This is a genomic window from Phycisphaeraceae bacterium (assembly GCA_019454185.1).
In the GTDB taxonomy this organism is placed as follows: domain Bacteria; phylum Planctomycetota; class Phycisphaerae; order Phycisphaerales; family UBA1924; genus JAHBWV01.
On sequence record CP075368.1, the window covers coordinates 237,321 to 263,502 of the forward strand.

Sequence of the window (26,182 nt, forward strand, 5' to 3'; positions counted from 1 at the left end):
TCTATTCCTCTTGCGGTTCGTACGGCTCCCACGAGTGGCGGAAGCTTGTTATGTAGACGATCTCGGTCGCCTCGCCGCCCTTGAATGCGCGGGCACGCGTGGTGTAGTCGCTCCCGAACCAGCCACTGACTGGGCCGGGCATGGTGAGATCGATCACGGCCTCCCCTTGAATGAAGATCTCACGCGAGACTAGCTCGGCAGAATCGTGCGTGCTCGTCGGCGTGGGGCCGGGCGTGCCGACGTGGCGCTGGCTCATCTCGACGGTGATGCGGCTCCCATCGACCGCGCGGAGACGGTATCGTCGCTGCATCTGCATGGGCACCGTCGCGACCTCGTGGACCTGGTTCATCTCCCAGACAGCACCGATACCGATCGGTTCATCCGGGAGCAAGACGGGTAACAGCATCGAGAGGTGCAGAACAGACTGTGTGCGTGCTCGTTCGGTGTCGCTCTCTGTGGGGTCGCTAAAGACGCGTCCGTAGGGCTCATACGTCGCGAGCACCATCTGTTCCATCGCGGTCTGCGACATCCTCTCGAACTCCGCGGTCCACTCCTCCCACCTTGCGGGGTCTTCTTCGCTTACCCACATCCCCATCTGATCGCATCGCACGTGCGTTCCGTGCTCTGTCACCTCAAGGGCCTCGATGCTGATCACGGCGACCGTGTTGGGCGTCTGCTCGATCCCGACGCGTCGCCCGTCTTCCCAACCGGCCATTCCGTGGTCGTGTCGCGAGGTGATCAGTTGTTTGGCACCGATCGTCGGGGCATACTGCAACGCCACGCGCGGGAGCTGGCCCGGATCGAGCAGCCGATACCCGTCGATAAACTTGCCGAACGGGCGTTGAACCAGCGGTGTCTCACCGTCCGGCGGCGACGCCGCGTTGGGTGTGCCGGCTCCTGTTGGCGGCTGCTTCTCGCATGCGAGAGGCAGCCACGCGCACGCAGCGATCAGGTAGATGCATGCGACATGTCTGGGGCTGCGCATAAAGACTCCGGCTCGGGCGATCCCGTTGCGGCCGACATCCTACCCACGCGGAGCGAGTCGACCGTGGCTTGCGCCCGTCGTTTGCGGACTCCCCTGCGCTCTCCCTTCCCCTACACTTTCGCCCAATCCGGAGTCCCCCCATGAAGATCCACGAATACCAGGGCCGTCAGCTTCTCGCCTCTTTCGGCATTCCCGTCCCTGCCGGCACGCTCGTCGAGTCGATCGAGCAGGCCGCAACTACTTATAAGCAGGTCGCGGCGGAGTCCGGCTCGGACCTGGTTGTCGTGAAGGCCCAGGTCCATACGGGGGGCCGGGGCAAGGCGGGCTTCGTGAAGCTGGTGCGTTCGGCCAAGGAGGCGGAGGACGCCGCACGATTCATGCTGACCAACCGCATGGTCTCGGTTCAGACCGGGCCTGAGGGGCTTGAGGTCACGAAGCTGCTCTTCGCGGCGGGCGTGGACATTGCCGATCGCAGTGGGGGAGGGAAGGAGGAGTTCTACCTTGCGGTCACGACCGATCGTGCGACGCGCCGCAACATCCTGATCGCGTCGCGCCAGGGAGGTGTGGACATCGAGCAGGTGGCGCACGACACGCCGGATGCGATCATCAAAGAGCCGCTGCACCCCTTGATGGGCCTCCAGCCCCATCAGGCGCGGCGTGTGGCGTTCGACCTCGGCTTCAAGGGCTCGCAGATCAACCAGGCCGCGAAGATCATGGCATCGCTCGCCAAGCTGTTTGAGGCGAAGGACTGCACGCTCGCGGAGATCAACCCACTGATCATCACGCCCCCGTCGGCGACGCATCCGGACGGGCAGGTCTTGGCGATCGACGCGAAGTTCTCGTTCGATGACAACGCGACGTTCCGCCACAAGGACATCCAGCAGATGTTCGACCCGACGGAGGAGAACCCTGCGGAGCTGCGGGCCCAGCGGTTCGGGCTCTCGTACATCGCGCTCGACGGGAACATCGGCTGCCTCGTGAATGGCGCGGGGCTGGCGATGGCGACGATGGACATCGTCAAGCTGCATGGCGGGTCACCGGCGAACTTCCTGGATGTTGGCGGCAGCGCGACTGAAGAGGCCGTGACCGAGGCGTTCTCGATCATTCTGTCGGATTCGAGCGTGAAGGGTGTGATGGTCAACATCTTCGGCGGGATCATGCGGTGTGATGTGATCGCCGCGGGGATCATCAACGCGGCGACGAAGCACAAGAACGCGGATGGTTCGACGGGCTTCAAGGTGCCGCTGGTGGTGCGTCTGGAAGGGACGAATGTTGAGGCGGGGCGGAAGTTGCTGGCGGATGCGAAGAGCTCGCTTCCGACGCTGCAACCGGCGACGGACCTGACGGATGCTGCTGTGAAGGTGTGCAAGGCGGTGGGGTGAGGGCGCAATGACAGATCAGATTGACAAGATCACGCAACTAGCAAGCTCTGCCGTGGGCCGAATCCGCGTCAAGAGTGCCTTGAATCCCTTGCTGGTGCTGTGTGCCATTGGAATGCCCACGTGCCTGATCTCTGCGGGGCTCTTGGATGCATCCCTTGCCAAGTATCTTGTGTTTGCCGCTATATCAATGCCCTTGCTCACTGTCCTGTGTTTCGTATATTTTATGCTGGTTGATCCAGACAAGCTTCAGTCAGAAGACTACCAGATTCGAAAGGCTGCTTTGGAGCTAATCGAAGAAAAAGGTGGCCGCCTTCCACTGTATCCGGCATCAATAGACACCATTTCTAATCCAGACAGGCGTGCATTGCCTCCTTCAACAGAGGAGGTAAGCGATGAGTAAAGCATATTTGATTGTGTCATCAAATGCTTTCGCAACACGCAAGTCTGTGCAAGAGTACTTGTCAAGCGTTCCTAGCATTACATACTGGTACGCATGTCTACCCAATGCTGTGTTTTGTTCCAGCGATCTCAGTGCTCATGCAATCGCGAAGGGCCTAGAGCAGCGGTTCGGTACAGGACGCGGCAAGCGATTCCTTGTTACAGAGATCGGTGTGAACAAACAGGGTCGGTTGCCTAAGGAAGCGTGGTGGTTGCTAAACAACCCATCATCTCCTCGATTGTCGAAGTAGTGCTATTGGCTCTCGACTCAATTGAGGTTGACCGCTCGGTTCCAAGCCCTGCATCTCCCGATTCTCCCCTCGCGTCCGCAGGACGGCGGAGTGTTGGCACGCGTGGGGGCGCAGCGCAGCCGCGGAGCGGCAAGCCAGTCAGCAGAGAGCTGTCGGTATACTCCGTCCGCTCACGCCGATTACGCCTCCGGACTAGGAGGTAGTACCAATGACAACCGCAATCATACAAATCATTCGGCTCGCGTGCAGGCTTGAGAAGGCCCCGCCCCACACTCTCATGGGCACGATCGCTCTGATACTCGCGGTCGGTATGGCGGTCTCGCTGATTGGCCTATGCTGGGGTCGAGGGTGAGCCGCTCGCAAGACCGATGGACTGGGTGCCCCGGGTCATGCGTCACCGCAACGCGAACGTTGAACTGCCCGTCACGAATCACAACAGACAGGCGGCTGGTGGCCGCGACCTTTCTTGATCGTGCCCGATGGCCTCGTCCTTCCTTCCGCCGCGCCACCGCATCTTCGCCGCCGCGGCGAAGATCGGTGCTTCTTGAGGCCCAACGGGCCGCCATAACGGGATCCGGGGCGATGCTCGTCGCTGCGCGACTTCGCTTGCCCCGGGCTCCGGCTCTGACGCCCCTTTGGGGCTTCCAAGCCAGCACCGTTGCGGCCAGCACAATTGCGCCGACCCCCTCCGACCCTTCGTGAGAGACTCACGCTGCACCGTGCCACCGATGTTGGCCGCTCCGGCCCAAGCACGGTGCTTTCTCTCCGTGTCGGAATGTCCCCGCCCCACCGCGCCCCCCACGCCCCACTGCGCCCCCCCGCCCCGCCCGGCCGCCCGAAGAATCTTCATTGGCGGAGCGGGGGCGGATGCCCCGGACACGCCTTGCTACAACAAGACAGGGGCCATGTCGCCCCGCGGCGTGCGCTCGGTCTCGTGAGGGTTGAGGGGGCGAGCAAGCCGAGAGGCGCGGCTGTACACTGTTTCGTCAGTATGGCACGATCAGGATGGGAGGGCTTGCATGGTCACCGTGTATGTCTGGAACCCGCTGGTTCTGACGAAAGCGCCGCTCGTGGGGCACGCATCGATGCATATCGGGCGTGAGTATGTCTCATGGTGGCCGGAGCAGGCGGGGCGCGTGTTCAACACCTCTCCCTACCGGCAACGGACGCTCGAGCAGGACATCGAGGCCGAGGCGAATCGGCAGCCGGACTATCGCATCGCGATTGACGGATTGGACACGGCGAGGATGCTCGACTGGTGGGCAAGTGTCGGCTTGCAGGCGAATGGGATGTTGCTGCACGGTCCTCTTCAGGCGTACGACCTGATCGAGCGGAACTGCTCAACCGTGGTCGCTGCGGGATTGCGGGTGGGTGGCGGCGATAAGCACGCGGCGTGGTGGAACTCGTGGAACATTGTCTGGACGCCGCGTGATGTGATGCGGTACGCCGAGGACATCCGCCGCTCTCTCCTCAAGGGGAGATGATCGAACCCGCGTGCCTTGTCGATCACTTTATAGGGAACGCCGCGAGTGACGGTGTGCTGTGTGATGCGTTGCTCTGCGGCTGAGTTGGCCTGCATGGCGTTCTGCCGTGCTACGTGCGTGGTCGGCTTTGCTGCGAGGGTGCTGATCGCGTCGTGGCGTCCGCCACGTGCGGCTGTGGGTGCGTTACAGTTCTGCCATGAGTTTCAACGCGCGTCTTGCTGAGCGGTTCGAGCGTATTGCCAAGATTCTCGAGTTGCTGGGCGAGGACAAGTTCAGGGTGAACGCTCACAGCCGTGCCGCACGGGCGGTTGAGGCGCAGACGATCGATCTCTCGACGATCGCGGGGGACAGGAAGGCGTTGACGGCGATTGAGGGGATCGGCCCGAAGATCGCGGAGAAGATCGCGGAGTTTGCGAGCAGCGGCCGGATCGCGGAGTTGGAGGAGGTTGAGGGGCGTGTGCCGCCCGGGTTGCTGGCGATCATGGAGATTCCGGGGCTGGGCCCGAAGACGGTCGCGATGATGTGGGAGAAGGCGGGTGTGGAGACGCTGGAGGATCTGAAGCGGATCATTGATGACGGGACGATCCTGACGCTGCCTCGGATGGGTGAGAAGAGCGTTGAGAAGATCAAGAAGTCCATGGCGTTTGTTGCGGAGGGGAACAAGCGGCTGGAGCTCGGGGTTGCGATGCCCCTTGCGGAGTTGATTGTTGCCGAGGTGGAGCGGTGGCCGGGCGTGGAGCGTGCGGCGTTTGCGGGGTCGCTGCGTCGGGGGAAGGAGACGATCGGCGATATTGACATTCTGGTTGCGACGAGCGACATGGCGGGGGCGAGCGAGCGATTCGCGAAGCTTCCCGGTGTGGTGCAGGTGTTGTCGAGCGGGGAGGGGAAGTCGTCGGTGCGGATGCGTGCGTCGGCGGATCTCGGGAGGTGGGGCGCTGATTCGGCGGGACCGACGGTGCAGGTCGATCTGCGCGTGATCCCGCTGGATCGCTGGGGCGCGGCGATGATGTATTTCACGGGCTCGAAGGAGCACAACATACGTCTGCGCGAGCGGGCGTTGAAGCGGGGGATGACGCTGACGGAGTGGGGGCTGTTTCCGAATGATGATGATCCGACGCCGCCTCATAAGCGGGGGATCGCGCCGATCGCGTCGAAAGCGGAGCGGGATGTGTTCGCGGCGTTGGAGTTGGCGGAGGTGCCTCCTGAGATCAGAGAGGATCGGGGCGAGATCGCGCTTGCGGAGCGAGAGTTTGCGGAGGGGAAGGGGAGCGGGCTGCCTCGGCTGATCGAGGTGGGGGATATCAGGGCCGAGTTGCACGCGCACACGACGGCGTCTGATGGGAAGATGTCGATCGTGGAGCTGGCTGGGGAGGCCAAGCGGCGCGGGTTCCACACGATCGCGGTGACGGACCACTCGAAGTCTTCGGCGGTGGCGGGTGGTTTGTCGCCCGAGCGGTTGCTCGAGCACATCGCGGCGATCCATCGAGCGCGGAAGGAAGTGGAGGGGATCACGATCCTTGCGGGTTCGGAGGTGGACATCCTGGCGGATGGAACGCTGGACTATGAGGATGAGCTGCTCGCGAAGCTCGACGTGGTGGTGGCGAGCTCGCACGCATCATTGAGTCAGGAGCCGGAGGTGGCGACGGCGCGTCTGGTGCGGGCGATCGAGCACCCGATGGTGCACATCCTCGGGCACCCGACGGGGCGGCTGCTGAACCGGAGGCCGGGGCTGGAACCGGATATGAGCACGATCTTTCGGGCGGCGAAGAAGCACGATGTTGCGCTGGAGATCAACGCGCACTGGCTGCGGCTGGATCTAAGGGACACTCACGTGAAGGGGGCGGTTGAGGCGGGGTGCCTGATCGCGATCGACTGCGATGTGCACGATCCGTCGGATTATGACAACCTGAGGTACGGGGTGGTGACGGCCAGGCGGGGGTGGGTGACGCCGGAGGTGTGCGTGAACGCCTGGGATGCGGCCCGGTTGCACGGATGGCTGAAGGGGAAGCGGTAAGCCGGAAAGGCCCTACACTCCGGGCATGTTTGAACGACTGAGCGAGAGTTTCCAGGGTCTGTACAAGCGTCTGTCCGGGCAGGACAAGATCACGGAGTCCAACGTCCGCGAGGCGATGGGCGATGTGCGCACCGCGCTGCTCGAGGCGGATGTGAGCGTCGAGGCCGTCGATGCGTTCACCTTGAAGGTGCTGGACGAGGCGATCGGCACGCAGGTGACCAAGTCCCTCGCCCCCGGCGAGGAGATGATCGGCATTGTGCATAAGCACCTGGTTTCGTTCCTCGGCGGCACGCCGGGCGCGAAGCCGGTTGCGCCGGGTGAGAGCAGCGATCCGGTGATGCGGATCTCGCCGGGGCCGGCGGTCGTGATGCTGTGCGGCCTGCAGGGCTCGGGCAAGACGACGACGGCGGGCAAGCTGGCCGGGTATCTCAAGAAGCGCGGGCGGAGCGTGATGCTGGTCGCGGCGGACCTTCAGCGCCCCGCGGCCGTCGAGCAGCTTGAGATCGTCGCCAAGCAGGTCGAGACCGAGCTGCCCGGTGGCTCGCAGGTCCACTTCTATGCCGAGCCGGACAAGTGCGCCGAGTACGGCAGGGCCGTGGGCGTGGCGGTGCAGATCTGCCAGCGGGCGATCCAGCAGGCGCGGAAGCTCGGCGTGGACACGGTGATCCTGGACACGGCCGGGCGATTGCACGTCAACGACGAGTTGATGGGAGAGTTGGCGCAGGTCTCGAAGGCGACGCAGCCGCACCACATTTTCCTTGTGGTCGACTCGATGTCGGGCCAGGATGCGCTGGTTTCGGCCAAGGCGTTCCACGCGAGACTGCCGGTTGACGGCATCGTGCTGACGAAGTTCGATTCGGACTCGCGGGGCGGCGCGGCGATCAGCGTCAAGCACGTGACGGGTGCATCGATCAAGCTGGTGGGCACGGGGGAGAAGCTCGACGCGATCGAGGAGTTCCACGCCGACCGCATGGCCGGGCGCATCCTCGGTATGGGCGACGTTGTTTCGCTCGTTGAGAAGGCGCAGCAGGAGGTCACGGAGGAGGAGGCCCAGAAACTCCAGGAGAAGATGGCCCGTGGTGAGATGACCATGGATGACTTCCTCAGCCAGTTGCGGACGCTGAAGAAGATGGGGCCGCTGAAGCAGTTGATGGGGCTGATCCCCGGCGTCGGACAGATGGTGAAGAACGCGGACGTGGACGAGTCGCGCCTGGGACGGATCGAGGCGATGATCTGCTCGATGACGAAGCAGGAGCGTCGGGACCCGTCGGTCTTGAACAACTCACGACGCAACCGGATCGCGCGGGGATCGGGCGTTCAGGTGCATGAGATCTCGGAAGTGGTGAAGCAGTTCGAGGGGATCAACCGCCTGACCAAGCAGATGGCGGCTCTCACACCGAGCGCGAAGGCGCAGGCCGTGCGCGCGATCGGGCGGGCCGGTGCGGGCGACATGGCGGCGTTGCAGTCGCTGCCGAGCATGCAGCGCGGCTCGACCCACACGCCGAGCGTGAAGAGCAAGTTCAAGAAGCGGAAGTGAGGTCGGAGGCAGGATGCACGAAGGCACGAAGGCACGAAGGCACGAAGGCACAGGGGCGGGTCGCGGCGGGCTTTAGTTGCTGATGGGCAGGAAGTCAGTTTCTTTGCCCTGGGCCCAGCGCTTGAAGCGGGGCCAGAAGAGTTCCTGCAGCAGGATCTTGATGCAGGCGGCGACGGGGATGGCGATGAGCAGGCCGTAGACACCGGCCAGCGCGCCGCCCGCGAGTGATGCGAAGAGGATGGTGGGGGTGTCCATGCCGGTGGACTTGCCCTGGATCGCTGGTGTGAGGACGTAATCGTCGAGGGCCTGGCCGGCGACGTAGAGGGCGATCGGCGCGCCGATCGTCCACCAGATCGCTTCCTGGAACTCGAACGCGTTGGGATGCAGGTAGAGAAGGATGATGGAGATGGGAACGCCGATGAGGGCGGCGTAGGGGATGATGGAGAGGAATGCGACGAGGGGGCCGAGGATGATCCATCCGGGCACGCCGATGAGCAGGTAGCCGACGGCGAAGACGACAGACTGGATCGCGGCGATGGTGAGCCGGCCTCGGACGAAGCCGCTGACGGCGGCGTTCATCTTCTGGCCGAGGTCGATGGCGCGGCCTTTCTTTCGTTCGGGGATGAGGTCTTTCCAGAACTCGAGGACCTTGCCGTAGCCGGTCGAGATGAAGAAGAAGAAGAAGCCGGTGATGAATGCCGTGAAGGCGATGTAGCCGACGGAGCCGACGGCGCGGAGTGCCGCGGAGAGGGCGTCGGAGCCGGTGCCGAGTGCGCGTTTGCCGACGGCGGCGCCGATGGCTTCGGAGTTGTCCTTTACCCAGCCGAGGATGAACTCGGCGACGCGGTATGTGCCGCGCCGGCCGCTCTCGGCGAAGGGGATGGCGATGCGTGGCGATTCGGCTGTGGTCTGGTCGAGGTCTTCGCTCGTGGCGTCGGGTTGATCGGGGGTTTGGGTGCCTTCGGGTTCGTTCGCGGCGCGCTTGCGGTTGACGTTGTCGTTGAGATCGGCGAGCCAGTGGCTGACGTTGCGCCAGCCGGGGCCGTCGAGGTTGTCGAACGCGGCCTGTCGGGACTCGGGGGTGTCGGCGCGGACGCTGTCCAAGAGGTTGCGGGAGTTGGCGGCGACGGATGTGGCGGCTCCGGCGACCTGGACGAACGCGACGGCGGACCCGATGACTGCGGGGACGATGACGAGGATGAGGGTGGCGACGATGAGTGAGGCGACGGCGGTCTGTCGCTTCATCCGGGTTCTGCGGGTGAGCCACCCGACGACGGGTTCGAGGAGGTAGGCGAGCAGGAGCGCGAGGAGAAGCGGGACCGTGACGATGCTCAGTTTGTGGCCGAGGTAGACGAGGCCGACGAGCAGGAGCACCACGAGCACATCGCGCACCGGCTGGATCTGCCAGATATGGTGCTTGCGCCAGTCGATGCCGGGAGAGCGCGAGTGGCCTGCGCTCTGATTTTGGTTTGGGTCGGGCATTTCAGAGGAGGATCGACCGCGCACGGGGGGGCGGCTTGACAGATCTGTGCCCAATCTGGGTGGCGGGGGCGGGGTTGAGCGATATCAGGTCGCTTCGGGGCCGGCGAAGGCCTCGTCGAACTCGTAGACGGATCTGAAGTCGTCGAGAGTGTCTTCGTCGGTCTTGCGCATGAGGCCGACGTCGATCATGCCGAAGACGATGCGGCCGAAGTCGTCGGTGCGGCGGATGCCCCAGCGATCGAGGACGACGCGGGCGAGGCCTCCGAACTGGACGACGGCGTAGTCGCGGAGGCCCATGCAGAGCTGCTGGCCGGAGACGTGGCGGCTCTCGTCTTCGAGATCGCCGGACATGCCCGACTCGCCGTGGATGAGGCGGACAGTGTGGGCGAGACCTTCGCGCACGAACTGGAACGCATCCGGCGGGTAAGGGCCTGCCTTCTCTTGCACACGCTTCCAATCAACGAGGGCTTGTTCGGACACGTCGCTTGACTCCACGCTCGTTCCGCGGCGGGTGTGCCGCGTGCTGTAGATGCTAGACCTCTCGGCGGCGATGGGCTTCTTCGCGGGAGCGGCTCACCGACGGGGAGTTGCTGATCCAGAACCGGAGTGGTGCGGATGTCCACGCACCCTTGTCGCCGATACCTATTCGAGGTCCCTTCGAGACCTGCTCGGGAGATATCGGCAACCTTGACGGAATCTCAACACAGAGTCGGTTGTCCGTCACGAGGTCGATGCCATCGAGGGATCGATCGATGTTGAGCGACTTGCAGAGGTTGCCGGGTCCCCGGCAGAGGTGGTGGTCGGGGATGGGGGCTTTGCGTGTGTGTCGGGGGTTGTGGCGGTGAGCGCGCATGATCGGGATTCCGTCGAGCGGCTCGAGGGATCTGAGCAGGACGGCGACGGGCTCGCCGGGAGAGCCGCACACGATGTTGGCGCAGTGGTGCATGCCGTATGTGAAGTAGACGTAGAGGACGCCCGGCGGGGCGTACATGGACTCGTTCCTGGGCGAGCGGTGGGCGCGGTATGCGTGTGAGGCGCGATCGTGGATGCCGATGTAGGCCTCGGTCTCGACGATGCGTGCACGGAGTGTGGAGCCGTCTTCGAGCGTTCTCACGAGGATCGTGCCGAGGAGCGCGGGGGCGAGCGACTCGGCGTCTTGCGAGAAGAATCGGCGCGGATCGGCTTGGGGCATGTGGTCTGACCGATCGTGGAGATCAGAAGCCGATGATGAACCGGGCGAAGAGCCCTTCGTCCATCATGGTGTTGAAGTCTTCGCTGGGGAGGCCTGTGCGGATGAGATCGAAGCCGAGCGACATGCCGGCGTTGGCTCCGAGCATGAAGTATGCCTCGGCTGAGAGGGTGGTGTAGCGGCGATCCTCTGTGAAGGCGCGCCCGACACCGTCTGCGCGGAAGTAGACACCCCGGCTGATCTCGAGGTTCGTGAGGATGAAGTGTGACTCGGAGTGGTCGCCGGGGTTGTTGGTGGCGACGTGAATGTTTGTGCGGTCGGAGAAGATGGGTTCGAGTTGGGCGTCGTATCCGTATCCGGCTCGAGAGCGCCTTGCGAGGGCTGAGAGAAGGTCGCCGTCTTCGTCTGCGTTGATGGAGTTGAGGAGGGAGGTTGTGCGCCCGAGTTCGGAGTAGGAGGTGCCGAATGAGACGCGGATCGGGTTGCCATCATCGCCGGCGTTGAGTTGAGGGGAGAAGGGCTCGGCGGGTTTGGCGGGCTGGTCGTCGGGACGACCGGTCACGGGTTGCAGCCCGACTTTGGGAGATGAGGCAGGGGGCGGTTCTGCGACGGGATGTGGGGGCTCCGGCTGGAGCGAGGCCAGGGAGAGGAGGCATCCGGCGAGTATGGCGAGCGTGAGTTCGATCATCACGCGGCCTCCGTTGCCGCGGCGGGTGTGCGCGGCTGCTGCGCCTGGGTCGTTGGGTAGCGGGGAATCAGCTTCCCAGCCCACTCAATACCTTCGGCATAAACCGGGCGTCTTCCATCAGATACAGGCCAACAAGCCACTCGCCGACGAGGTACGGCTCAACCTTGAAGGTGCCTTGTACTGCGCCGGTCGTGGCGAACTTTCCGTCATCGACGACTGGTTGGGCGAGGCGGACTTCGACGGCGTCGTAGGGGGTGGGCGGGACGCCGATGCAGCATCCATCCCACTGGTTGAGCATGGAGAGAAGTTCGCGGGGCTGCTCGATGGCGAGGGGGAAGCAGACGAAGCCGTCGATCATGACCTGCTTGTCGGCGAGCATCATGACACGACCGGGGAGTGTGGTTTTCTTGGAACGAGGATCGAACTCCTCGTGGGCGGAGACCAGCATGTCCCAGGTGATGATGTAGGGCTTTTCCTTGGTGCCTTCACCTTTGACGATGAACTTGTCATCGACGAGGAGCGAGCCGTCTTCCTGCTTGACGATCTTGGCCTCGGTCTGGGGATACTTCGGTGCTTCGCCGGCCGCGGCTTGCGCGGGTTGCTGGGAAGCGAGCAGGGACTCTGGAGCACCGAGGATGGAGGCGGCGACGAGCAGGGCTCCGATGCGTCCGAGCGACTTGGTCGAGCGGATGCGGATGCCGGTTCGTGGGGCCATGTGTTGATCTCCGTTGCAGTCACTGCGGCGGGGCTGGACGAATCTGTCGGGTTTGCCTTGAACGGGCTGCCTGATGTGGCTTTCTGGAAGGAGTACCGCGACTCAGGCGATGGGCTTCAGATTCTTGGCGACCGGGGTTCGATACGCCATGATCGCAGGAATGATCCCGGCGAGCATGGCCAGGAGGGTGGTTCCCCCCAGAACAAGCCCTGTTGGACGTAGGGGAAGTGTTGGGTCCAGGAAGATCCCTAGTTGGGCCTTGAGGGTCGCGGCTCCGGCTTGGCCACCGATGAGACTGACGGCGAGTCCGAGGATGCAGCCGAGGATGCCGAGCAGCGCGGACTCGGCGAGAATAAGCCGGAGGATGCGGGTGCGGCTGGAGCCGAGGACGCGGAGGACGGCGATCTGGCGTCGGCGCTGTTCCATGGAGTTGTAGAGCGCGAGCGTGATGGAGATGCCGCTTGAGATGATGACGACGACGGCCATGGCGATGAAGACTTTGTCGATGTTGGAGACGATGGAGAAGAGGCGATCGATCTCGGTCTTGGGCATGGCGACGGTGATGGTGGGGTCGGCGCGGAGGCGGTAGGCGGTTGAAGGGATGGCGGCGGAGACATCCGAGCCGGGGCGTGTGGCGACGCGGGCGAAGACTCCGGTGATCTTGCGGTCGGCGTCGGTGAGGTCTTCGACGGTTGTGGTCTGGGTGTCGGCGGCGTCGCGTTTGCGTCGGTCATGGGCGTGGATGATCCACGTGCTGTCGAGATCGGTGAAGAGGGCGCGATCGTGTGCGGAGCCGGTGGGGGCGAGGATGCCGACGATGGTGTACTTGAAGTCGGTGTGAACGTGGGGCTGCATCGCGTTGGGATCGCCGAGTTGGCGTGAGGAGGCGATGCCGTGGGTGAGGAAGATGGAATCACCGAGCTTTAAGCCGCTGGACTTGGCGACGGTCGAGCCGAGAACGACCTCGAAGGCCTTCTCGAAGGCGCGGCCTTCGACGAAGGACCACGGTTCTTTGTCGTTGGGCTCGAACTTGGAGAAGAACTCCGGCGTGGAGGCGAGGACGGGGAAGCCGAGGTAGGAGTCGCCCTGTTGGACGGGGATGAAGAACTCCCAGGGTGCGGAGCGGACGAGTTGTCCGTACTTGGTCCACTCGATGGGGCGTGCGGGGGGATTGGCGTAGAAGACGCCGTTCAGGACCGAGACGAGCGGGGAGGAATCCGCGGAGACGAGGAGGTGCATGTTGCCCGTTCCTCGGCTGAAGGCGTTGCGCGTGGCGTCCTTCAGGGCGAGGAGTGTGAGCATGAGCGCGACGGCGACGCCGACCATGAGGATGGTGGTGACGGTCGAGAAGAGTCGGACTTTCATGCTGCGGCGGACGATGGTGAGGTCGGTGATGGCCATGTTCAGCGACCTCCTGCGTTGGTGAGGGTTGGTGCGTCGGCGAGTTGGTCGAGGGACTCGCGTCGCGTGAAGCGTTCGGCGGTGCGGGGGTCGTGGCTGGTGCAGAGAAGGGCGGCGTTGCGCTCGCGGCACGCGTTCTGGATGAGGTCCATCGCGGCGGCGGCGTTCTCGGGGTCGAGGGAGGCGGTCGGCTCGTCGGCGAGGACGAGGACGGGGTCGCAGGCGAGAGCGCGGGCGACGGCGACGCGCTGCTGCTGGCCGAGGGAGAGCTGATCGGGTTCGGCGTGGATGCGCTCGATGCCGAGGGTGTTCAGGAGCTTGGCGGCGCGGTCGCGATGCTCACGCTTTGGGATGGGGCTGAAGATCATGGGGGCCATGACGTTCTCGAGCGCGGAGAAGCCGGCGAGGAGGTTGAAGGTCTGGAAGATCATGCCGATCTTAGAGCCGCGGTAGAGATCGCGCTTCGCGGCACGGAGCGAGTGGATGGGGGTTCCGTCGATTTCGACTGAGCCGTTGGAGGGATCGAGCAATCCGGCGATGAGTTGGAGGAGGGTGGATTTGCCTCTGCCGCTGGAGCCGGTGAGGAGGATCTGTTCGCCTTGCGCGAGCGTGAGCGAGCGGACACGGACGACGGGGTCGGGCGCGCCGGGATAGGTGAAAGAGAGGTCTGTGATGCGGAGTGCGTCTGGCATGGAAGAGAATAGGGGCATTCGGCATTCGGTATTCGGTATTCGGCATTCGGCATTCGGCATTCGGCATTCGGCATTGGGAACTCGGCGTATGGCGTTCGGCGTTCGAAAGAGAAGGGGCCCGGGCCATTGCGGATGGACCCAGGCCCCATAGGGGGTTGAGATGTGGAGCGAGGATCAGTTTCTGCGGCGGCGGAGTGCGAGCAGGCCGCTGAGCGCGAGGAGCGAGCCGGGCGCGGGGACGAGGTTGCGCTCGACCCACTCGACGGCGAGTTCGTGGTCTTCTTCGTCGAGGCCGTAGTTGAAGACGATCCACGCGGGGAGCGATGTGCCGAAACCGTCCTTCGCGAACTCGATCTCGAGGAGGTAGATGCCGGTGATGTCGGCGTTGAGGATGAAGTCGGGGTGGTCGTGGAGGCCGCCGTTGGCGTCGAAGTCGAAGATCATGGGTCCGGTGAGACCGTCTGCGGCGGGTGTTGTGAGGGACTGGGGTCCGAACTCGAGGGTGAGATCGGTCGCGGCGAGTGAGAAGAAGTCCGAGCCGTTCCAGACGCGGAGCGACTTTCGGATGTTGAGGAGGAGTTGTGCGCCGGGGGTGAAAGAGCCGTCGAGGATGTCGATGCCGGGCTCGTCGGCGAAGATGGTGCCGCCGATGTTCTGGAAGTCGCCCTCAAAGACACGGACGTTGGGGGTGATGATCGAGGTGTCCTCGTCGATGAGGCCGGTGTAGAGGATGCCGCCGGATTGATAGACGGTGATGTCGAGGTGTCCCTCGTCCGCGAGGGCGAAGGATGCGGCTGAGGCGATCGCGATGGTGGAGATGAAACGCTTCATGTGAGATCTCTCTTTCTTCCCCCAGCGGGGGATGTTGGTGAAACATGCGGGGACAAGACTGTGTGATGCGCGAGTTGGACACCGCTCTGGAGAGCGGCACCACCGAAGACGGTTCAGGGGCAACCGGTGCCGAAGGCGTCGAAGAAGTCGAGGAAGTCGAGGATGTCGACGAAGGTGTCGCCGTTGAAGTCGGCGTCGATACCCGACGAGCCGGCGCAGGGTGAGGGGAGGTTCTCGCAGGAGCCGAACGAGTCGAGGAAGTCGAGGAAGTCGAGGATGTCGGAGGTGGTGTCACCGTTGACGTCTGCGGCGCAGGGTTGAGTGAGCAGGTTGTCAAGCACCCATTGGGTCGCGCTTTCGAGGTCGGTGAGCGGGAGGTCGTTGTTGAAGAGGATCCAGAAGGGTTCGGAGGTGAGGATGGAGGGGACGGAGGACCAGAGTTCGAGTTCGAGGAGGTAGATACCCGCGCCGTTGGGTGATTGGAGCGTGAAGCCGACGTGTTGGTGGAACTCGCCGCCGGACGAGACGGGGATGCCGAATCCTGGCGTGAAGGTGTCGATGGTGGGTGTGAAGACGTCGCCGAAGCCGGTCTTGCGTATGCGGAGGCGCTCTGCGGGGATGCCTGAGGCATCCATCGGGAATGCGGAGCCGTTCCAGCGTTGGAGGGCGCGGAGGACGTTGAAGCCGATCTGGGATGAGGGCGGGAATGTGCCGCCCGGCGTGTCGAAACCGGGTGAGTCGGTGAAGTCGAATGAGCCGAACGTGGTGGCGAAGACGCGAGAGGGGATGATGGACCCGGTTGATGCGTCGTTCGTGGTGATGGTGTTGCTGTCGATGGTGAGGATGATGTCGCCATCGTGGAGCTGGGCGTGTGCGAGCGGCGCGAGGGAGGTGAGGAGCGCGGCGGAGATGAGTCGTGAGCGTCGGCGTTGCATGGCGGGCTTCTCCGTGGTGTGCTTGAGAGGTCGAGTTCCTTGGTGGTTGGTTACTTGGCGGTCTCTGGATAGAAGTTGTTGTCCTCGAAGGAGCGGTAGAGGGAGCGGAAGGTGCGGACCTCGGCGTGTCCGTCGAGGAAGCCGTACCCGGCTTTGGCCTCGAAGGACTCGGGTTTGCCGTGGTGGAGGTTGAGTTGCATCTGGGTGGCGGCGTACGCGGCGGCGGCCTCCGGGCCTGCGTTCTCCCAGTCTTCGGCATGAACGTGGTCGGCGCGGGCGAAGGTGCCGGAGCTTGTGATCGGATCGGAGTCGCCGAGCGTCATGGGGAGGAAGTGGACAGTTGCGTGTGGGCGGGGGATTCGGTGGAGCTCGTCGTACGCCTTCTGGCGCATGATGCTCGAAGGCGGGTGCTTGCTGGTCGTGACGTAGTTGTTCAGTCCGTAGCTGGTCCAGCGCGAGAGGGATGCTGAGGTCGGGTCGTTGGAGGGATCGTCGTCGGCGAGCAGCGCGGCGGCGACGGTGAGTGAGATGCCGGGGTGGAGCCCGCCGTCGGATTCGGGCCAGAAGCGGGAGCGGTCGAGAGGGGAGCGGAGCGCAACTGTGCCGCCTGCGTATTCGCGGAGCGTGAAGGGCCAGGCCTTGTCGAGGTCTCCGAGTCCGCCGTGGTCGAGTCCCGCGTCGATGAACCGGCCCTTGTGGTCGTCGGTGTAGAGCGTGTGGGCGATGGCGAGCTGGCGGATGTTGCTGAGGCACTTGACGCTTTGAGCGGCGCGCCGGGCGGCACCGAGTGAAGGAAGGAGGATGCCGACCAAGAGCGCGATCACCGCGATGACAACGAGAAGCTCGATGAGTGTGAAGGCGCGGGTGCGCATGGTCGCGTTCCTGATTGGGCGCGGACGTGGCGGTGGTACGGGAGCGGGCTCTCGCGTGGCTCGGCGTCGGAGCGTGAGTCGGGGCGAGGGCGCGAGCGGTGGGATGTCGGGTTGGGGATTGGCGCTGGCGCGCTGATGCGGCGCGTCTTGGGCTCGGGCACATGGGTGCTCGGGCAATTGGGCGCAGATCAGGCGATGAGCGTCGGTGGGCCGCGTGCCGGGAGGTTCGGATCCGCGATGTGTGAGCGGGCTTCCGATGCGGTGTGCTTCACGCAAAGCGTGAGAAGGCGCGGGGCGTCTGCGATGTAAAGAGGAGAGGAGAGGATCTCGCGAGCGTTAGATGCGAGTTTGAGGCAGGTCGGGCAGTCGTTGTGGCGAATGGGCGTGCTGTTGGAGTCGTGGTCATCCTCAGGCGGCATGCCGCCATCGCGCTCGGGGACCGGGGCCTCGTGAGGAGAGGTATGGGCGTGGTGGGTGTGCGAGCAGGTGTGAGCGGGGTAGGTTTGGGTGTGGACTTCGTTGTGGGTTTGGGTGCGGGCAACCGGGCTCGTGATGGGTGCCTGGTCGTGATGGGGGTGCGAGCAGGCGTGGAGCGCGGCACCAAACCCCTGCAGGACCACGGCGGCAATGCCGAGCCAGAGCGCCAGGAGGAGCGAGCGGGGGATGGAGGATCCGGCGTGCATCGGTGTACTTGAGAACGTATTCTCAAATCATGCCCGATGGGTTGCACCTTGTCAAGGGAAATTCGGCTCTGGGTAGAAAGGGTTTGTTCAGCGCGTTTCCTGGTGGGCAGAGCCGCTCTTGGGTTCTGTGAGGGTGTCGGGATGGAGCGGGGGGAGTGTGCCGCCTGAGAGCCCGGCGTTGAGGGCGATGCGTGCGAGTTCGACGCGGTTGGAGGCGTTGAGTTTCTCGCCGAGTGAGACGCGGTGCCACTCGACGGTCTTGACGCTTCTGCCGAGGCGGGCGGCGATCTCGGCGGTTGTCATGCCCCTGCCGATGAGGTCGAGGAGTTCGAGTTCGCGCTCGGTGAGAACGGCGAGGGGGCCGAGGTCGTCGACTTTCGCACGGATCGTGGGGAGTATGCCTGCGGCGTCGTGGGGATTGGTTTCGTCGGTGGGCTTGGGGCGACAGACGATGAGCACCATGGCGGTTTCGCCGGGGGGCGTCTTGAGCGGGCGGAAGGTTGTGCGCCGGTAGAGCCCCCACGAGATGCCCTCGCAGACGACGGGCATTCCGGTTTCGACGGCCTTGCGCGCGAAGCTCATGCGTTCTTCGAGGTAATCGCGCGGGAGGATGGTGAGCGAGGGGACGTTTGTGATTGCTTCGCGGGGCAAGCCGCACGCGGCGGCGGCGGCGTGGTTGGCCCATCTGATGATCCCGTTGAGATCGATCACGAAGGCCATGCAGTTTGTGTCGGCGGCGAAGGCCTCGGCGAGTGTTTCGTGGTCTGACACCGGGAAGTCGAGTGACGGTTTCGACTCAGTCATGCGCAGCTCCATTGCTGAGTTCGGCGGCCGTTGAGTTGGTGTGGGACGTGTTGGTTATGGTACTATCGGCTGTTGAAGCGTGCGATGGCGTGTTTCTTCCCAAGTACAGGGTGTTGCGTGTCGCGGTGCGGATCTAGCAAGAGGAACGAACCGGATGGGTGCACCGTTATGGATGCAGGCAGTTGGCGCGGCGGGCGGGGGCGCGATCGGTTCGCTGCTCCGGTTCGGCTGTTCGCACGTTCTGGCAGCGCAGGGATGGTCTCACTGGCCGATTTCGACGCTGCTTGTGAATGTTTCGGGTTGTGCGGCGATCGGCGTCTGTGCCAGGTTGATGCAGGCAACCGCTGACGCCGGGCATGGGGGGATGTTCAGGGCGTTTGTGATGTACGGCTTGCTCGGCGGGCTGACGACGTTCTCCGCGCTCGGGATCGAGGTCTTCGGTCCGCTACAGTCCGGTCGTCCGTGGCATGCGCTCGGGATTTTGGCGGCGAACCTGGTGCTGGGTCTAGGCGCGGTCGCTGTCGGTTGGAGCGTGGGGCGAATGTTCATTGCGTGAGGATGATCGAGATGCCTGGTCACTTTGATGATGAGACGGGTCCTGAAGGTCAGAAGGGGATGGGCGTCGGGGGCGCTGCGCGGGGCGATGACCTTCGGACGGTGTGGGGGAAGATCACGGACAGCATCGAGGAGCGGCGGTTTCTTGCCGGACCTCGGACGCGGCGCGAGGAGTTCGGTCGGGCAGTCAGGATTTTCGGTGAGACGATCCGGGGTTTCCGGCAGTTGCACTTTGCAGGTCCCTGCGTGACGGTGTTCGGTTCGGCGCGCTTCGCTGAGGACCATCGGTATTACCAGTTGGGGCGGGAGATGGGGAGGCGGATCGCGGGGATGGGTCTGACGACGATGACGGGCGGGGGGCCCGGGATCATGGAAGCCGCGAATCGCGGTGCGAGAGATGTCGGCGGTCGGTCGATCGGGTGCAACATCAAGTTGCCGATGGAGCAGGAGCCGAATCCGTACCTGGATAAGTTCGTGGAGTTCCGGTACTTCTTTGTGCGCAAGGTGATGCTCGTGAAGTACTCGTTCGCGTTCGTGGTGCTGCCGGGCGGGTTCGGGACGATGGACGAGGCGTTCGAGGTTGCGACGCTGATCCAGACCGACAAGGTGCAGTCGTTTCCGGTGATCCTGATGGGGACGGATTACTGGGCTCCGCTGCGGGAATTCATCGCGGGGACGATGGTGGCCGAGCGGACGATCTCGATGCAGGATGTTGATCTGCTCACCTTCACCGATGATCCGGAGGAGGCGGAGGCGATCATCCGGAGGAGCGCGCGGCTGCACGCGAAGGTGCTGGAACGGCGGACGAAGCCGGCGGTGTTGCTGGGCGAGAGCGAGTGAGTCTGCTGTGATGGTGTTGACCCGGAGGGCTTACTGGCCGGCGGTGTTGAGTGTGTTGTCTTTGGATCGCGGGGTCTGGACGTAGGGGACGGTCGAGTCTGTGGCATCGAGCCCGAGGAGCTGTCGCTTGGCGGCCCATTCGGCCTGCTCGCGCTGGTTGTCGGATGTGATGGTGCCATCGCCGCCGGATGCGAGGGCGCGGATCGCTTCGATCTCAAGCCGCGTGAGACGGAGGGCGTCGAGTTCGTAGTCTTTGAAGGCCTCGACCGTGATGGGGACGATGGGTTCGAGGAGTGCGTACATGGCTCGGGCGAAGTCGCGGATTTCCTGCTGGGCGTGTGGGTCCATGCGGAGCGAGAGGAAGCGGAGTGTGTTATGCAGGTCGCACTTCCAGTACCACTCTGTGTAGACGCTGACGGGGAGCCCGATGCGTGCCATCTCGCGGCTGACGCCTTTCTCGGTGAACTCCTGGTAGCGGGTGTACATGGCCTCGGTCTCGTCGAGGAAGCGGAGGAAGTCTTCGGCGGTCTTGGCTTCGGCGGCGTCGGCTGCGCTGAAGGTCTGTTCGCCTCCCTGGCGGTTGCTCTTTGACTGCTTGCGCACCGACTCGAGAGAGGGTCGGTAGAAGCGATCGGGAACGATGGAGTAGCGGGCGGAGTATTCGTTGACGTTGGCGGTGCGGTGTCGGATCCACTGGCGGGCGATGAAGATGGGCATGGCGATGTGAAACTTGAGTTCCACCATCTCGAAGGGGGTGGTGTGGCGATGGCGAAGGAGATAGCGGATGAGGCCTCTGTCTTCGGAGACTTTCTTGGTGCCCTGGCCGTAGGAGACTCGCGCGGCCTGGACGATCGCGCTGTCGGCGGTCTGTCCCTCGGGGACGAGGCGGGGCATGGCATCGACGAGGGCGACGAAGCCGTGTTCGTGTATCTTGATTTCCCAGCGAGATGAGCCGCCCATCACGTCGCGCATGGGTGACTCGGGCTGGATGCGCGAGAAGGCGGGGGTGTCGCTGCCTGGGTTGTGGTGCGCCTGGGGGCTTTGGGGGGCAGGGTTCATGTCGGCTCCATCCTGAATCGCACCGGGCTCCGCCGGCGGATCGAGTGTAGCGAGCGGGACGATACATGGGCACGCCGGTCTGGAGTGCTGTGGCACCCAAAGGCGGGAGTGCGTGCGGCGGCAGATCGATCTATCCTCCGGTCCCGCCGATGTTTCCGCGCGGGCATGCGGGCACCGACGCGTGTCGGAACGGGATGACGCCTCGAGATGCTCTTTCACTCGTACACGTTTCTTTTTCTCTTTCTCCCCCTGGCCTGGGCCGGGTTCTATGCGTGCAACGGCATTCTGGGGCGTCGGGCGGGGCGTGCGTGGCTGCTCGCGGCCTCGTTGGCTTTTTATGCGTGGTGGAACCCGATTCATCTGCCGCTGCTGCTCGGGTCGGTTGTGTTGAACTTCTGGCTCGCGCGAGCTGTGGGAGATGAGCGTCGAGACGCGGGCGTTCGGAAGAGGTTGATGGTGCTCGGCGTGGTGGCGAACGTGGGTGCGCTCGCGTGGTTCAAGTATCTGGACTTTGTGCTTCGTTCGACGCTGGGGACGCTGGGGTATGAGGTCGAGCCGACGGGGATCATGATTCCGCTGGCGATCTCATTCTTCACGTTTCAGCAGATCGCGTACATCGTGGACGCGTACAAGGAGCCGGGGCGGGCGCGGTCGTTCATGGATTACGCGCTCTTTGTGACGTTCTTTCCGCAGTTGGTGGCCGGACCGATCGTGCATCACAGCGAGTTGATGCCACAGATCGCGGGAGCGGAGCCGTACCGGGCGCGGATGAGCAACCTTTCGATCGGGATGACGATGTTCATCCTTGGGTTGTTCAAGAAGGTTGTGATCGCGGACGAGATCGCGCAGTGGCCTGACGCGATTTTCGGTGCCGCGGGTCGCGGGGATGCGCCGACAACGATCCAGGCGTGGATCGGGATGCTGGGCTTTACGATGCAGGTGTACTTCGATTTTTCGGGGTACTCGGACATGGCGATCGGCCTGGCGCGGATGTTCGGGATCCGGCTTCCGATGAACTTCGACTCGCCGCTGAAGGCGACGGGGATCTCGGAGTTCTGGCGTCGCTGGCACATGACGCTGTCGCGGTTTCTGAAGCAGTATGTGTATCTGCCGCTGGGAGGCAGCCGCGCGGGGCGGGCGCGGGGGTATATGAATCTCGTGATCACGATGCTTGTGAGCGGGTTGTGGCACGGGGCCGCGTGGACGTTTGTGGCGTTCGGTCTGTTGCACGGGATCTATCTGGTGATCCAGCAGATCTGGTCGAGGCGGTTCCGTCTGAAGCCGGATGCGCCGCAGTGGAGGCGGACGTTCCGATGCGCGTGGGCGAGGTTGCTGACGTTCATGGCGTTCGCGTTCAGTCTGATTCTGTTTCGCTCGTCGAGCTTCGAGGGTGCGTGGCTGATGCTCAAGGGTGTGGTGGGTGCCGGGGCGAGAGAGGGCGCGAGTGTTGTATCGGTTGATCAGACGCGGGCGTTGATATGGATCGGGGCGGCGTGGTTCATCGCGTGGACGATGCCGAACGTGCAGGAGTTCATGAGGCGTTGGTCGCCCGCGCTGGACTGGTCGCCATCGCGGACGAAGTGGCGGTTCTGGACGTTGCAGGTTGCGTATCCGGCGTGGGCTCCGAATCCGCTGTGGGCGGTGCCGCTGGTTGCGTTGCTGGTGTGGAGCGTGCTGAGTCTGGATCGGGTGGCGATCTTTGTGTATTGGCAGTTCTGACATGAGCGAGCATGCGGGGAGCACGAGCGGGAGAGCAAGCGGCACAGCGCGAGCGCGTTCGCACGCGCCGTTCGTGGCGGCGTTGCTTGCGTTGTCGCTGCTGGCGTTCGGCGGGATCGCGGCGTTCAACGTGGCGGTGGATCCGTTCCGCGCGTTCAGGACGGGGTTCAGCGAGAAGCGGTATGCGAACGCGTGGGTTGGGACGAGGCGGGTGTCGAAGGGTGAGGTGCTCAGGCACAGCGCGTGCCGCGTGCTGCTGCTCGGGACTTCTCGCGTCGAGCGTGGGTTCGACCCTGCGCACCCGGGGTTCGGGGGTGTGGATGGTGGCGGGTGCAACATGGGGCTGGGTGCGACGAACTTGTGGGAGGGTTTGCGGGTGTTCCGGTATGCGGTTCGGCACGACCCGCTGGAGCAGGTGGTGCTCGGGCTGGACATGCTGATGTTCAACGCGAACAGGCAGTTTGAGTGGGACTTCCGTCAGTCGATCTTCAACGAGTCGCGTCGCTATCCGGACTATCGCCTGGGGACGCTGCTGAGCCGGTATTCGATTGATTCGTCGCGGAAGGTGATCGAGCGGTCGCGGATGAGCGTGACGGATGCGAACGACGATCGTGGGTTCCTGGCGCGGGGCGTTCACACGGGGTTTGACTATCGGGGCGAGTCGGTGAAGTTGCTGCGCGGGTTCATGACGAACCCGAAGAGTTACGGCCCTTATGTGGACGACGGCTCGCGATGGGCGATGCTGGATGAGATACTGAGAACGTGCCGCGAGAGGGGGATCCGGCTGACGATCGTGCTGCCTCCGAGCCACGCGCTGGACATGGAGATGTTGTGGGTGAGCGGGAACTGGGGGGCGTTCGAGGCGTGGAAGCGTCGGATCGTTGAGATGGTGGATGCGGAGAATGCGCGTGCGCTCGCGGGGGATGTCGGCGCGTGGCGGGTTCCGGTGTGGGACTTTACGACGCACGCGGGGAGGAACGCGGAGGAGTTGCCTCGACGGGGAGAGGGGGAGCCGTGGCGTGCGATGCGTGACTGGCTGGAGACCAGCCACTTCACGAAGGAGTATGGCGACGATGTGATCGCGCGGATGACGGGCGTGCAGCGAGAGGGGCGGGAGGAGCCGGGTGAAGATCTGGGCGTTCTGATCACGGGCCAGAACATCGAGGCGCATCTCGCGCGATTGCGTTCTGATCGCGGCTGGTTCGTGAGGGCGTTTCCGGCGGATGCGAGGATGGTTCGGAACCTGTGGGAACAGGCGAAGAAGTCGCGGAGGGAGAACATGCGTGAGGCGGGCGGGTGAGTATGGGCGGGTGGCGGTACGGACGAGGTGGTTCAGTTGTCGGCGGGTGGGGGTGTGGGAGGCGTGGGAGGAAGGGGCGGGAAGAGGACCCAATCGCCATCGATGGTCGCGCGGTTGGGAGACGCCATGAGTGCCGTGGCCTGCTCGCCGGATAGCCAAACGCTGACGCGGAGCGAGCCGGGATTCTTCGGAGAGCGGCCTCCATCGTCCTTGCGATCGACCCCGACGGAGTAGATCACGGGTGAGCCGTCGATGAGCGTGTAGCGAAGGGGATTGCCGTCGAAGATGTCCGGCGGGATCGCCGGGAGCAGATCGGGGACGAGGCCTTCGAGCGACGCCGGGTACTCACCCGTGCGGCGTTTGGAGAGGGTGATCGCGATCGCGACGAGCGTGGCATCGCGTGTCTGTGTGTAGCGGTGTTCGGAGGCGGCGGCCTTGCCGACTGCGGCGATGAGGGAGCCGATGATGGCGTAGCGCTGACGCCACACGAAGTCTGACACGCTCGCGTCGATCTGTTCGCCGGGGTCGTTGGTCCAGGTCCAGAGCGGCTTGCGTGCGGCGACGATCGCTTCGGCCATCAACCTTTCGTACTCGCGCTTCATCGAGATGCGGTCGGCGAGCATCGCCGTCGAGATCGGATCGAGCATGTTGCGGGCGGAGGGGGAATCGGGCTCGTCTGTGATTGTGTGCAAGAGGCGTATGCCCTTTGCGGTGACTCGGCCGTTTCCTCGGCCATCGTCGGTGTAGATGCGCTGGAGCAAGTCGTCGAAGATGGATGCTTCGGAAGCGTAGCGAACGATCTCGTCGCTGTCGCGCGGGAAGGCGGCAAGCGAGTGGGCGAGGGAAGCCAGGTCTTGTTCTGAGAGGAGATCGGGCGATTGATGGAGCGTTTCCTGTAATTCTTTGCAGGCGTTTGTGGCGAGGGCGATGGCGACGAGATCCGAGATGAGGAAGGGGAGTTCGCGTGTGTGCTGGGCCATGCCGAGTATGGTTCGGATGTTTCGAGCCAGACGTGGGGCGTCGTGTTGCTCTCGCGCGAGCATCGAGTCGAGCATGAGGAGATGCGTGAACTTTCGGAACTCTCCGAGCGAGGGGAGCAGGATGCCGATCGCGGGCGGGTTGTCGGGCCTATCGGGGTCATGGATCGGCGAGACTTCACTGCCAAGATTGGCCCAGGGAGAGTCTGGTTCGATCTGGATGCTGAGGATGTAGCCGAGGCGCGGCATGGCGGCTGCCGCGTGGACGTGTTCGAGGGCGGGCCTGTTGGCTTCGAGCGTCGCGAGTGCGAGGTCTCGATAGGGGGAGTCGGCGGGGATGTGCGGCCACTGGGCACCCGGCAGCATCAGATCATCATGCGGCTTTGTGTACGCGCTGATGGCGAGTTTGTAGCGGTTCCACGCGCGTTCTTCGGTGGGTATCGAGAGTGCAGGGGCGTTGAGGGTCGCGATGGGATTCACCTTGACGACGGGGCTCCCGGTGTGGTAGCGGATGAAGAGGATGAGATAGAGGAGGATGCTCAGGATGAGGAGTGCGCCGATCGATTTCCAGAGCAGGATCCAGAGTTTCCACGAGAGGGGACGGGATTGTTTCTTGGCTCTGCGGATGAGCCGCGCGGCGACGAGCGACTCGCCGAAGGCGGCGATCAACTCGTCGGGGGTGCGGCCTGCTTCGATCCCGTCACGGAAGTGGGCGATGAGTTCGTGCGCGACATCGGCTCTTTCGACGCGCCAGAGGCGTGTGGCTTGTGCGGTCTGGAGCACAAGCTCACGGATCGAGGGGGGCAGCCCTGCCTGCTCGCACGCGAGCGCGATGTCGAGCCGACCCGTGAGACGGCCTTGGATGGCATCGCTCAGAGGTGTTGTGTGCGCAAGGTGGACGACGCCGGGCGAGGGGCGGTCGGATGTTGGTTCGTTGTTCACGCGGCACCCCCGGCGAGCGGGTGTGAGCATGAGGCGGCGCGCGGGGTCCCGGCGATGCCGAGGGCCTGCATCGCCTGGATGACGCGCTGCCACTGCTCGGTGTCGGAGGCGAGCCGCTTGCGGCCTTTGTCGGTGAGGCGGTAGTACCGGCGCGGGCGTTCGGCATCGTCTCGCCAGACGCTCTTGATGAGTCCCTTGCCCTCGAGGGCGTAGAGCATGGGGTAGAGGGTGCTCTGGCCCATGGCGAGGACGCCCCCGGATTGTGTCGAGAGGCGCTCGACGAGTTCGTAGCCGTACATCTCCTGGCGTTCGAGGAGCTTGAGGACGGCGACGGGTCCTGCGCCACGCATGAGTTCACGTTCAACTTTCATGGGGGTGCTCCATCTGGCGGGCCGCGGCGGATGCTC

General features: G+C 64.1%; 25 protein-coding genes. 9 read left to right on the forward strand and 16 right to left on the reverse strand.

Annotated features, from left to right (window positions below):
* Position 1 precedes the first annotated feature (1 nt).
* Positions 2-985 carry a hypothetical protein gene (locus KF838_00960; GenBank protein QYK48438.1) on the reverse strand — a complete coding sequence of 328 codons (984 nt, stop codon included), beginning with the start codon at positions 983-985 and terminating at the stop codon, positions 2-4.
* 140 nt (positions 986-1,125) lie between these two features.
* On the opposite strand from KF838_00960, the gene sucC reads away from it, so the two are divergent.
* The 5 genes from sucC (at position 1,126) to ffh (ending at position 8,091) form a co-directional block, all read left to right on the forward strand.
* A complete protein-coding gene (gene sucC, locus KF838_00965; protein ID QYK48439.1) occupies positions 1,126-2,367 on the forward strand; it encodes an ADP-forming succinate--CoA ligase subunit beta in 1,242 nt (413 codons plus the stop codon).
* 7 nt (positions 2,368-2,374) lie between these two features.
* Positions 2,375-2,767, forward strand: coding sequence for a hypothetical protein (locus KF838_00970; GenBank protein QYK48440.1), 393 nt, complete (start codon positions 2,375-2,377; stop codon positions 2,765-2,767).
* A 1,308-nt stretch (positions 2,768-4,075) separates the two neighbouring features.
* The gene (locus tag KF838_00975) at positions 4,076-4,540 is read left to right on the forward strand and encodes a hypothetical protein (protein ID QYK48441.1); all 465 of its coding nucleotides are present in this window, start codon (positions 4,076-4,078) and stop codon (positions 4,538-4,540) included.
* A 196-nt stretch (positions 4,541-4,736) separates the two neighbouring features.
* Entirely contained in the window at positions 4,737-6,554 is a 1,818-nt protein-coding gene (polX, locus tag KF838_00980; GenBank protein ID QYK48442.1) for a DNA polymerase/3'-5' exonuclease PolX, read from the forward strand.
* Positions 6,555-6,579: 25 nt separating this feature from the next.
* Positions 6,580-8,091 (forward strand): signal recognition particle protein, encoded by a 1,512-nt coding sequence (ffh, locus tag KF838_00985; protein ID QYK48443.1) that lies wholly within the window; start codon positions 6,580-6,582, stop codon positions 8,089-8,091.
* A 72-nt stretch (positions 8,092-8,163) separates the two neighbouring features.
* On the opposite strand, the gene KF838_00990 is transcribed toward ffh, so the two are convergent.
* From KF838_00990 to KF838_01045, 12 genes are all read right to left on the reverse strand, one after another.
* Positions 8,164-9,573, reverse strand: a complete 1,410-nt coding sequence (locus tag KF838_00990; GenBank protein ID QYK48444.1) for an AI-2E family transporter — start codon at positions 9,571-9,573, stop codon at positions 8,164-8,166.
* Positions 9,574-9,657: 84 nt separating this feature from the next.
* The gene (locus KF838_00995; GenBank protein ID QYK48445.1) at positions 9,658-10,053 is read right to left on the reverse strand and encodes a hypothetical protein; all 396 of its coding nucleotides are present in this window, start codon (positions 10,051-10,053) and stop codon (positions 9,658-9,660) included.
* A gap of 52 nt (positions 10,054-10,105) precedes the next feature.
* Entirely contained in the window at positions 10,106-10,765 is a 660-nt protein-coding gene (locus tag KF838_01000) for a DNA-3-methyladenine glycosylase (GenBank protein QYK48446.1), read from the reverse strand.
* A gap of 22 nt (positions 10,766-10,787) precedes the next feature.
* On the reverse strand, positions 10,788-11,450 hold the full coding sequence (locus KF838_01005) for a hypothetical protein (GenBank protein ID QYK48447.1): 663 nt from the start codon (positions 11,448-11,450) through the stop codon (positions 10,788-10,790).
* Between the two features lie 67 nt (positions 11,451-11,517).
* Complete coding sequence (locus tag KF838_01010) at positions 11,518-12,165, reverse strand: DUF3299 domain-containing protein (protein QYK48448.1); 648 nt, start codon at positions 12,163-12,165, stop codon at positions 11,518-11,520.
* Positions 12,166-12,267: 102 nt separating this feature from the next.
* Entirely contained in the window at positions 12,268-13,566 is a 1,299-nt protein-coding gene (locus KF838_01015) for an FtsX-like permease family protein (GenBank protein QYK48449.1), read from the reverse strand.
* A 2-nt stretch (positions 13,567-13,568) separates the two neighbouring features.
* Positions 13,569-14,258, reverse strand: a complete 690-nt coding sequence (locus KF838_01020) for an ABC transporter ATP-binding protein (protein ID QYK48450.1) — start codon at positions 14,256-14,258, stop codon at positions 13,569-13,571.
* 174 nt (positions 14,259-14,432) lie between these two features.
* The gene (locus KF838_01025; GenBank protein QYK48451.1) at positions 14,433-15,089 is read right to left on the reverse strand and encodes a hypothetical protein; all 657 of its coding nucleotides are present in this window, start codon (positions 15,087-15,089) and stop codon (positions 14,433-14,435) included.
* A 113-nt stretch (positions 15,090-15,202) separates the two neighbouring features.
* Positions 15,203-16,024: a hypothetical protein gene (locus KF838_01030; GenBank protein ID QYK48452.1), complete on the reverse strand. Its 822-nt coding sequence runs from the start codon at positions 16,022-16,024 to the stop codon at positions 15,203-15,205.
* A 50-nt stretch (positions 16,025-16,074) separates the two neighbouring features.
* Complete coding sequence (locus KF838_01035) at positions 16,075-16,896, reverse strand: type II secretion system protein (protein QYK48453.1); 822 nt, start codon at positions 16,894-16,896, stop codon at positions 16,075-16,077.
* A 188-nt stretch (positions 16,897-17,084) separates the two neighbouring features.
* On the reverse strand, positions 17,085-17,579 hold the full coding sequence (locus KF838_01040) for a hypothetical protein (protein QYK48454.1): 495 nt from the start codon (positions 17,577-17,579) through the stop codon (positions 17,085-17,087).
* An 87-nt stretch (positions 17,580-17,666) separates the two neighbouring features.
* Positions 17,667-18,383: a PAS domain-containing protein gene (locus KF838_01045; protein QYK48455.1), complete on the reverse strand. Its 717-nt coding sequence runs from the start codon at positions 18,381-18,383 to the stop codon at positions 17,667-17,669.
* 172 nt (positions 18,384-18,555) lie between these two features.
* Here KF838_01045 and KF838_01050 point away from each other — a divergent pair, with 172 nt between their 5' ends.
* Positions 18,556-18,939 (forward strand): CrcB family protein, encoded by a 384-nt coding sequence (locus tag KF838_01050; protein ID QYK48456.1) that lies wholly within the window; start codon positions 18,556-18,558, stop codon positions 18,937-18,939.
* A gap of 11 nt (positions 18,940-18,950) precedes the next feature.
* Positions 18,951-19,778, forward strand: a complete 828-nt coding sequence (locus tag KF838_01055) for a TIGR00730 family Rossman fold protein (GenBank protein ID QYK48457.1) — start codon at positions 18,951-18,953, stop codon at positions 19,776-19,778.
* A gap of 30 nt (positions 19,779-19,808) precedes the next feature.
* Here KF838_01055 and KF838_01060 read toward each other — a convergent pair whose 3' ends face one another.
* Positions 19,809-20,837 carry an FAD-dependent thymidylate synthase gene (locus KF838_01060; protein ID QYK48458.1) on the reverse strand — a complete coding sequence of 343 codons (1,029 nt, stop codon included), beginning with the start codon at positions 20,835-20,837 and terminating at the stop codon, positions 19,809-19,811.
* A 207-nt stretch (positions 20,838-21,044) separates the two neighbouring features.
* Between KF838_01060 and KF838_01065 the strand changes: the two genes are divergently transcribed.
* Both KF838_01065 and KF838_01070 read left to right on the forward strand, forming a co-directional pair.
* Entirely contained in the window at positions 21,045-22,556 is a 1,512-nt protein-coding gene (locus KF838_01065; protein ID QYK48459.1) for an MBOAT family protein, read from the forward strand.
* Position 22,557: 1 nt separating this feature from the next.
* Positions 22,558-23,856, forward strand: a complete 1,299-nt coding sequence (locus tag KF838_01070) for a hypothetical protein (protein ID QYK48460.1) — start codon at positions 22,558-22,560, stop codon at positions 23,854-23,856.
* Positions 23,857-23,888: 32 nt separating this feature from the next.
* Here KF838_01070 and KF838_01075 read toward each other — a convergent pair whose 3' ends face one another.
* A complete protein-coding gene (locus KF838_01075) occupies positions 23,889-25,775 on the reverse strand; it encodes a hypothetical protein (protein ID QYK48461.1) in 1,887 nt (628 codons plus the stop codon).
* A complete protein-coding gene (locus tag KF838_01080; protein QYK48462.1) occupies positions 25,772-26,146 on the reverse strand; it encodes a helix-turn-helix transcriptional regulator in 375 nt (124 codons plus the stop codon). The genes KF838_01075 and KF838_01080 overlap by 4 nt, the downstream gene beginning before the upstream one ends.
* Positions 26,147-26,182: the final 36 nt, after the last annotated feature.

Coding starts and splice junctions, on each gene's coding strand:
- KF838_01030 (QYK48452.1), bottom strand. CDS start 16,024: ATGCAACGCCGACGCTCACGACTCATCTCCGCCGCGCTCCTCACCTCC.
- KF838_01015 (QYK48449.1), bottom strand. CDS start 13,566: ATGGCCATCACCGACCTCACCATCGTCCGCCGCAGCATGAAAGTCCGA.
- KF838_01040 (QYK48454.1), bottom strand. CDS start 17,579: ATGCACGCCGGATCCTCCATCCCCCGCTCGCTCCTCCTGGCGCTCTGG.
- KF838_00970 (QYK48440.1), top strand. CDS start 2,375: ATGACAGATCAGATTGACAAGATCACGCAACTAGCAAGCTCTGCCGTG.
- KF838_01025 (QYK48451.1), bottom strand. CDS start 15,089: ATGAAGCGTTTCATCTCCACCATCGCGATCGCCTCAGCCGCATCCTTC.
- KF838_01065 (QYK48459.1), top strand. CDS start 21,045: ATGCTCTTTCACTCGTACACGTTTCTTTTTCTCTTTCTCCCCCTGGCC.
- KF838_01005 (QYK48447.1), bottom strand. CDS start 11,450: ATGATCGAACTCACGCTCGCCATACTCGCCGGATGCCTCCTCTCCCTG.
- KF838_00990 (QYK48444.1), bottom strand. CDS start 9,573: ATGCCCGACCCAAACCAAAATCAGAGCGCAGGCCACTCGCGCTCTCCC.
- KF838_01000 (QYK48446.1), bottom strand. CDS start 10,765: ATGCCCCAAGCCGATCCGCGCCGATTCTTCTCGCAAGACGCCGAGTCG.
- KF838_01020 (QYK48450.1), bottom strand. CDS start 14,258: ATGCCAGACGCACTCCGCATCACAGACCTCTCTTTCACCTATCCCGGC.
- KF838_01010 (QYK48448.1), bottom strand. CDS start 12,165: ATGGCCCCACGAACCGGCATCCGCATCCGCTCGACCAAGTCGCTCGGA.
- KF838_01055 (QYK48457.1), top strand. CDS start 18,951: ATGCCTGGTCACTTTGATGATGAGACGGGTCCTGAAGGTCAGAAGGGG.
- KF838_01050 (QYK48456.1), top strand. CDS start 18,556: ATGCAGGCAGTTGGCGCGGCGGGCGGGGGCGCGATCGGTTCGCTGCTC.
- KF838_01060 (QYK48458.1), bottom strand. CDS start 20,837: ATGAACCCTGCCCCCCAAAGCCCCCAGGCGCACCACAACCCAGGCAGC.
- ffh (QYK48443.1), top strand. CDS start 6,580: ATGTTTGAACGACTGAGCGAGAGTTTCCAGGGTCTGTACAAGCGTCTG.
- KF838_00960 (QYK48438.1), bottom strand. CDS start 985: ATGCGCAGCCCCAGACATGTCGCATGCATCTACCTGATCGCTGCGTGC.
- KF838_01035 (QYK48453.1), bottom strand. CDS start 16,896: ATGCGCACCCGCGCCTTCACACTCATCGAGCTTCTCGTTGTCATCGCG.
- KF838_01080 (QYK48462.1), bottom strand. CDS start 26,146: ATGAAAGTTGAACGTGAACTCATGCGTGGCGCAGGACCCGTCGCCGTC.
- KF838_00975 (QYK48441.1), top strand. CDS start 4,076: ATGGTCACCGTGTATGTCTGGAACCCGCTGGTTCTGACGAAAGCGCCG.
- KF838_01045 (QYK48455.1), bottom strand. CDS start 18,383: ATGACTGAGTCGAAACCGTCACTCGACTTCCCGGTGTCAGACCACGAA.
- sucC (QYK48439.1), top strand. CDS start 1,126: ATGAAGATCCACGAATACCAGGGCCGTCAGCTTCTCGCCTCTTTCGGC.
- polX (QYK48442.1), top strand. CDS start 4,737: ATGAGTTTCAACGCGCGTCTTGCTGAGCGGTTCGAGCGTATTGCCAAG.
- KF838_01070 (QYK48460.1), top strand. CDS start 22,558: ATGAGCGAGCATGCGGGGAGCACGAGCGGGAGAGCAAGCGGCACAGCG.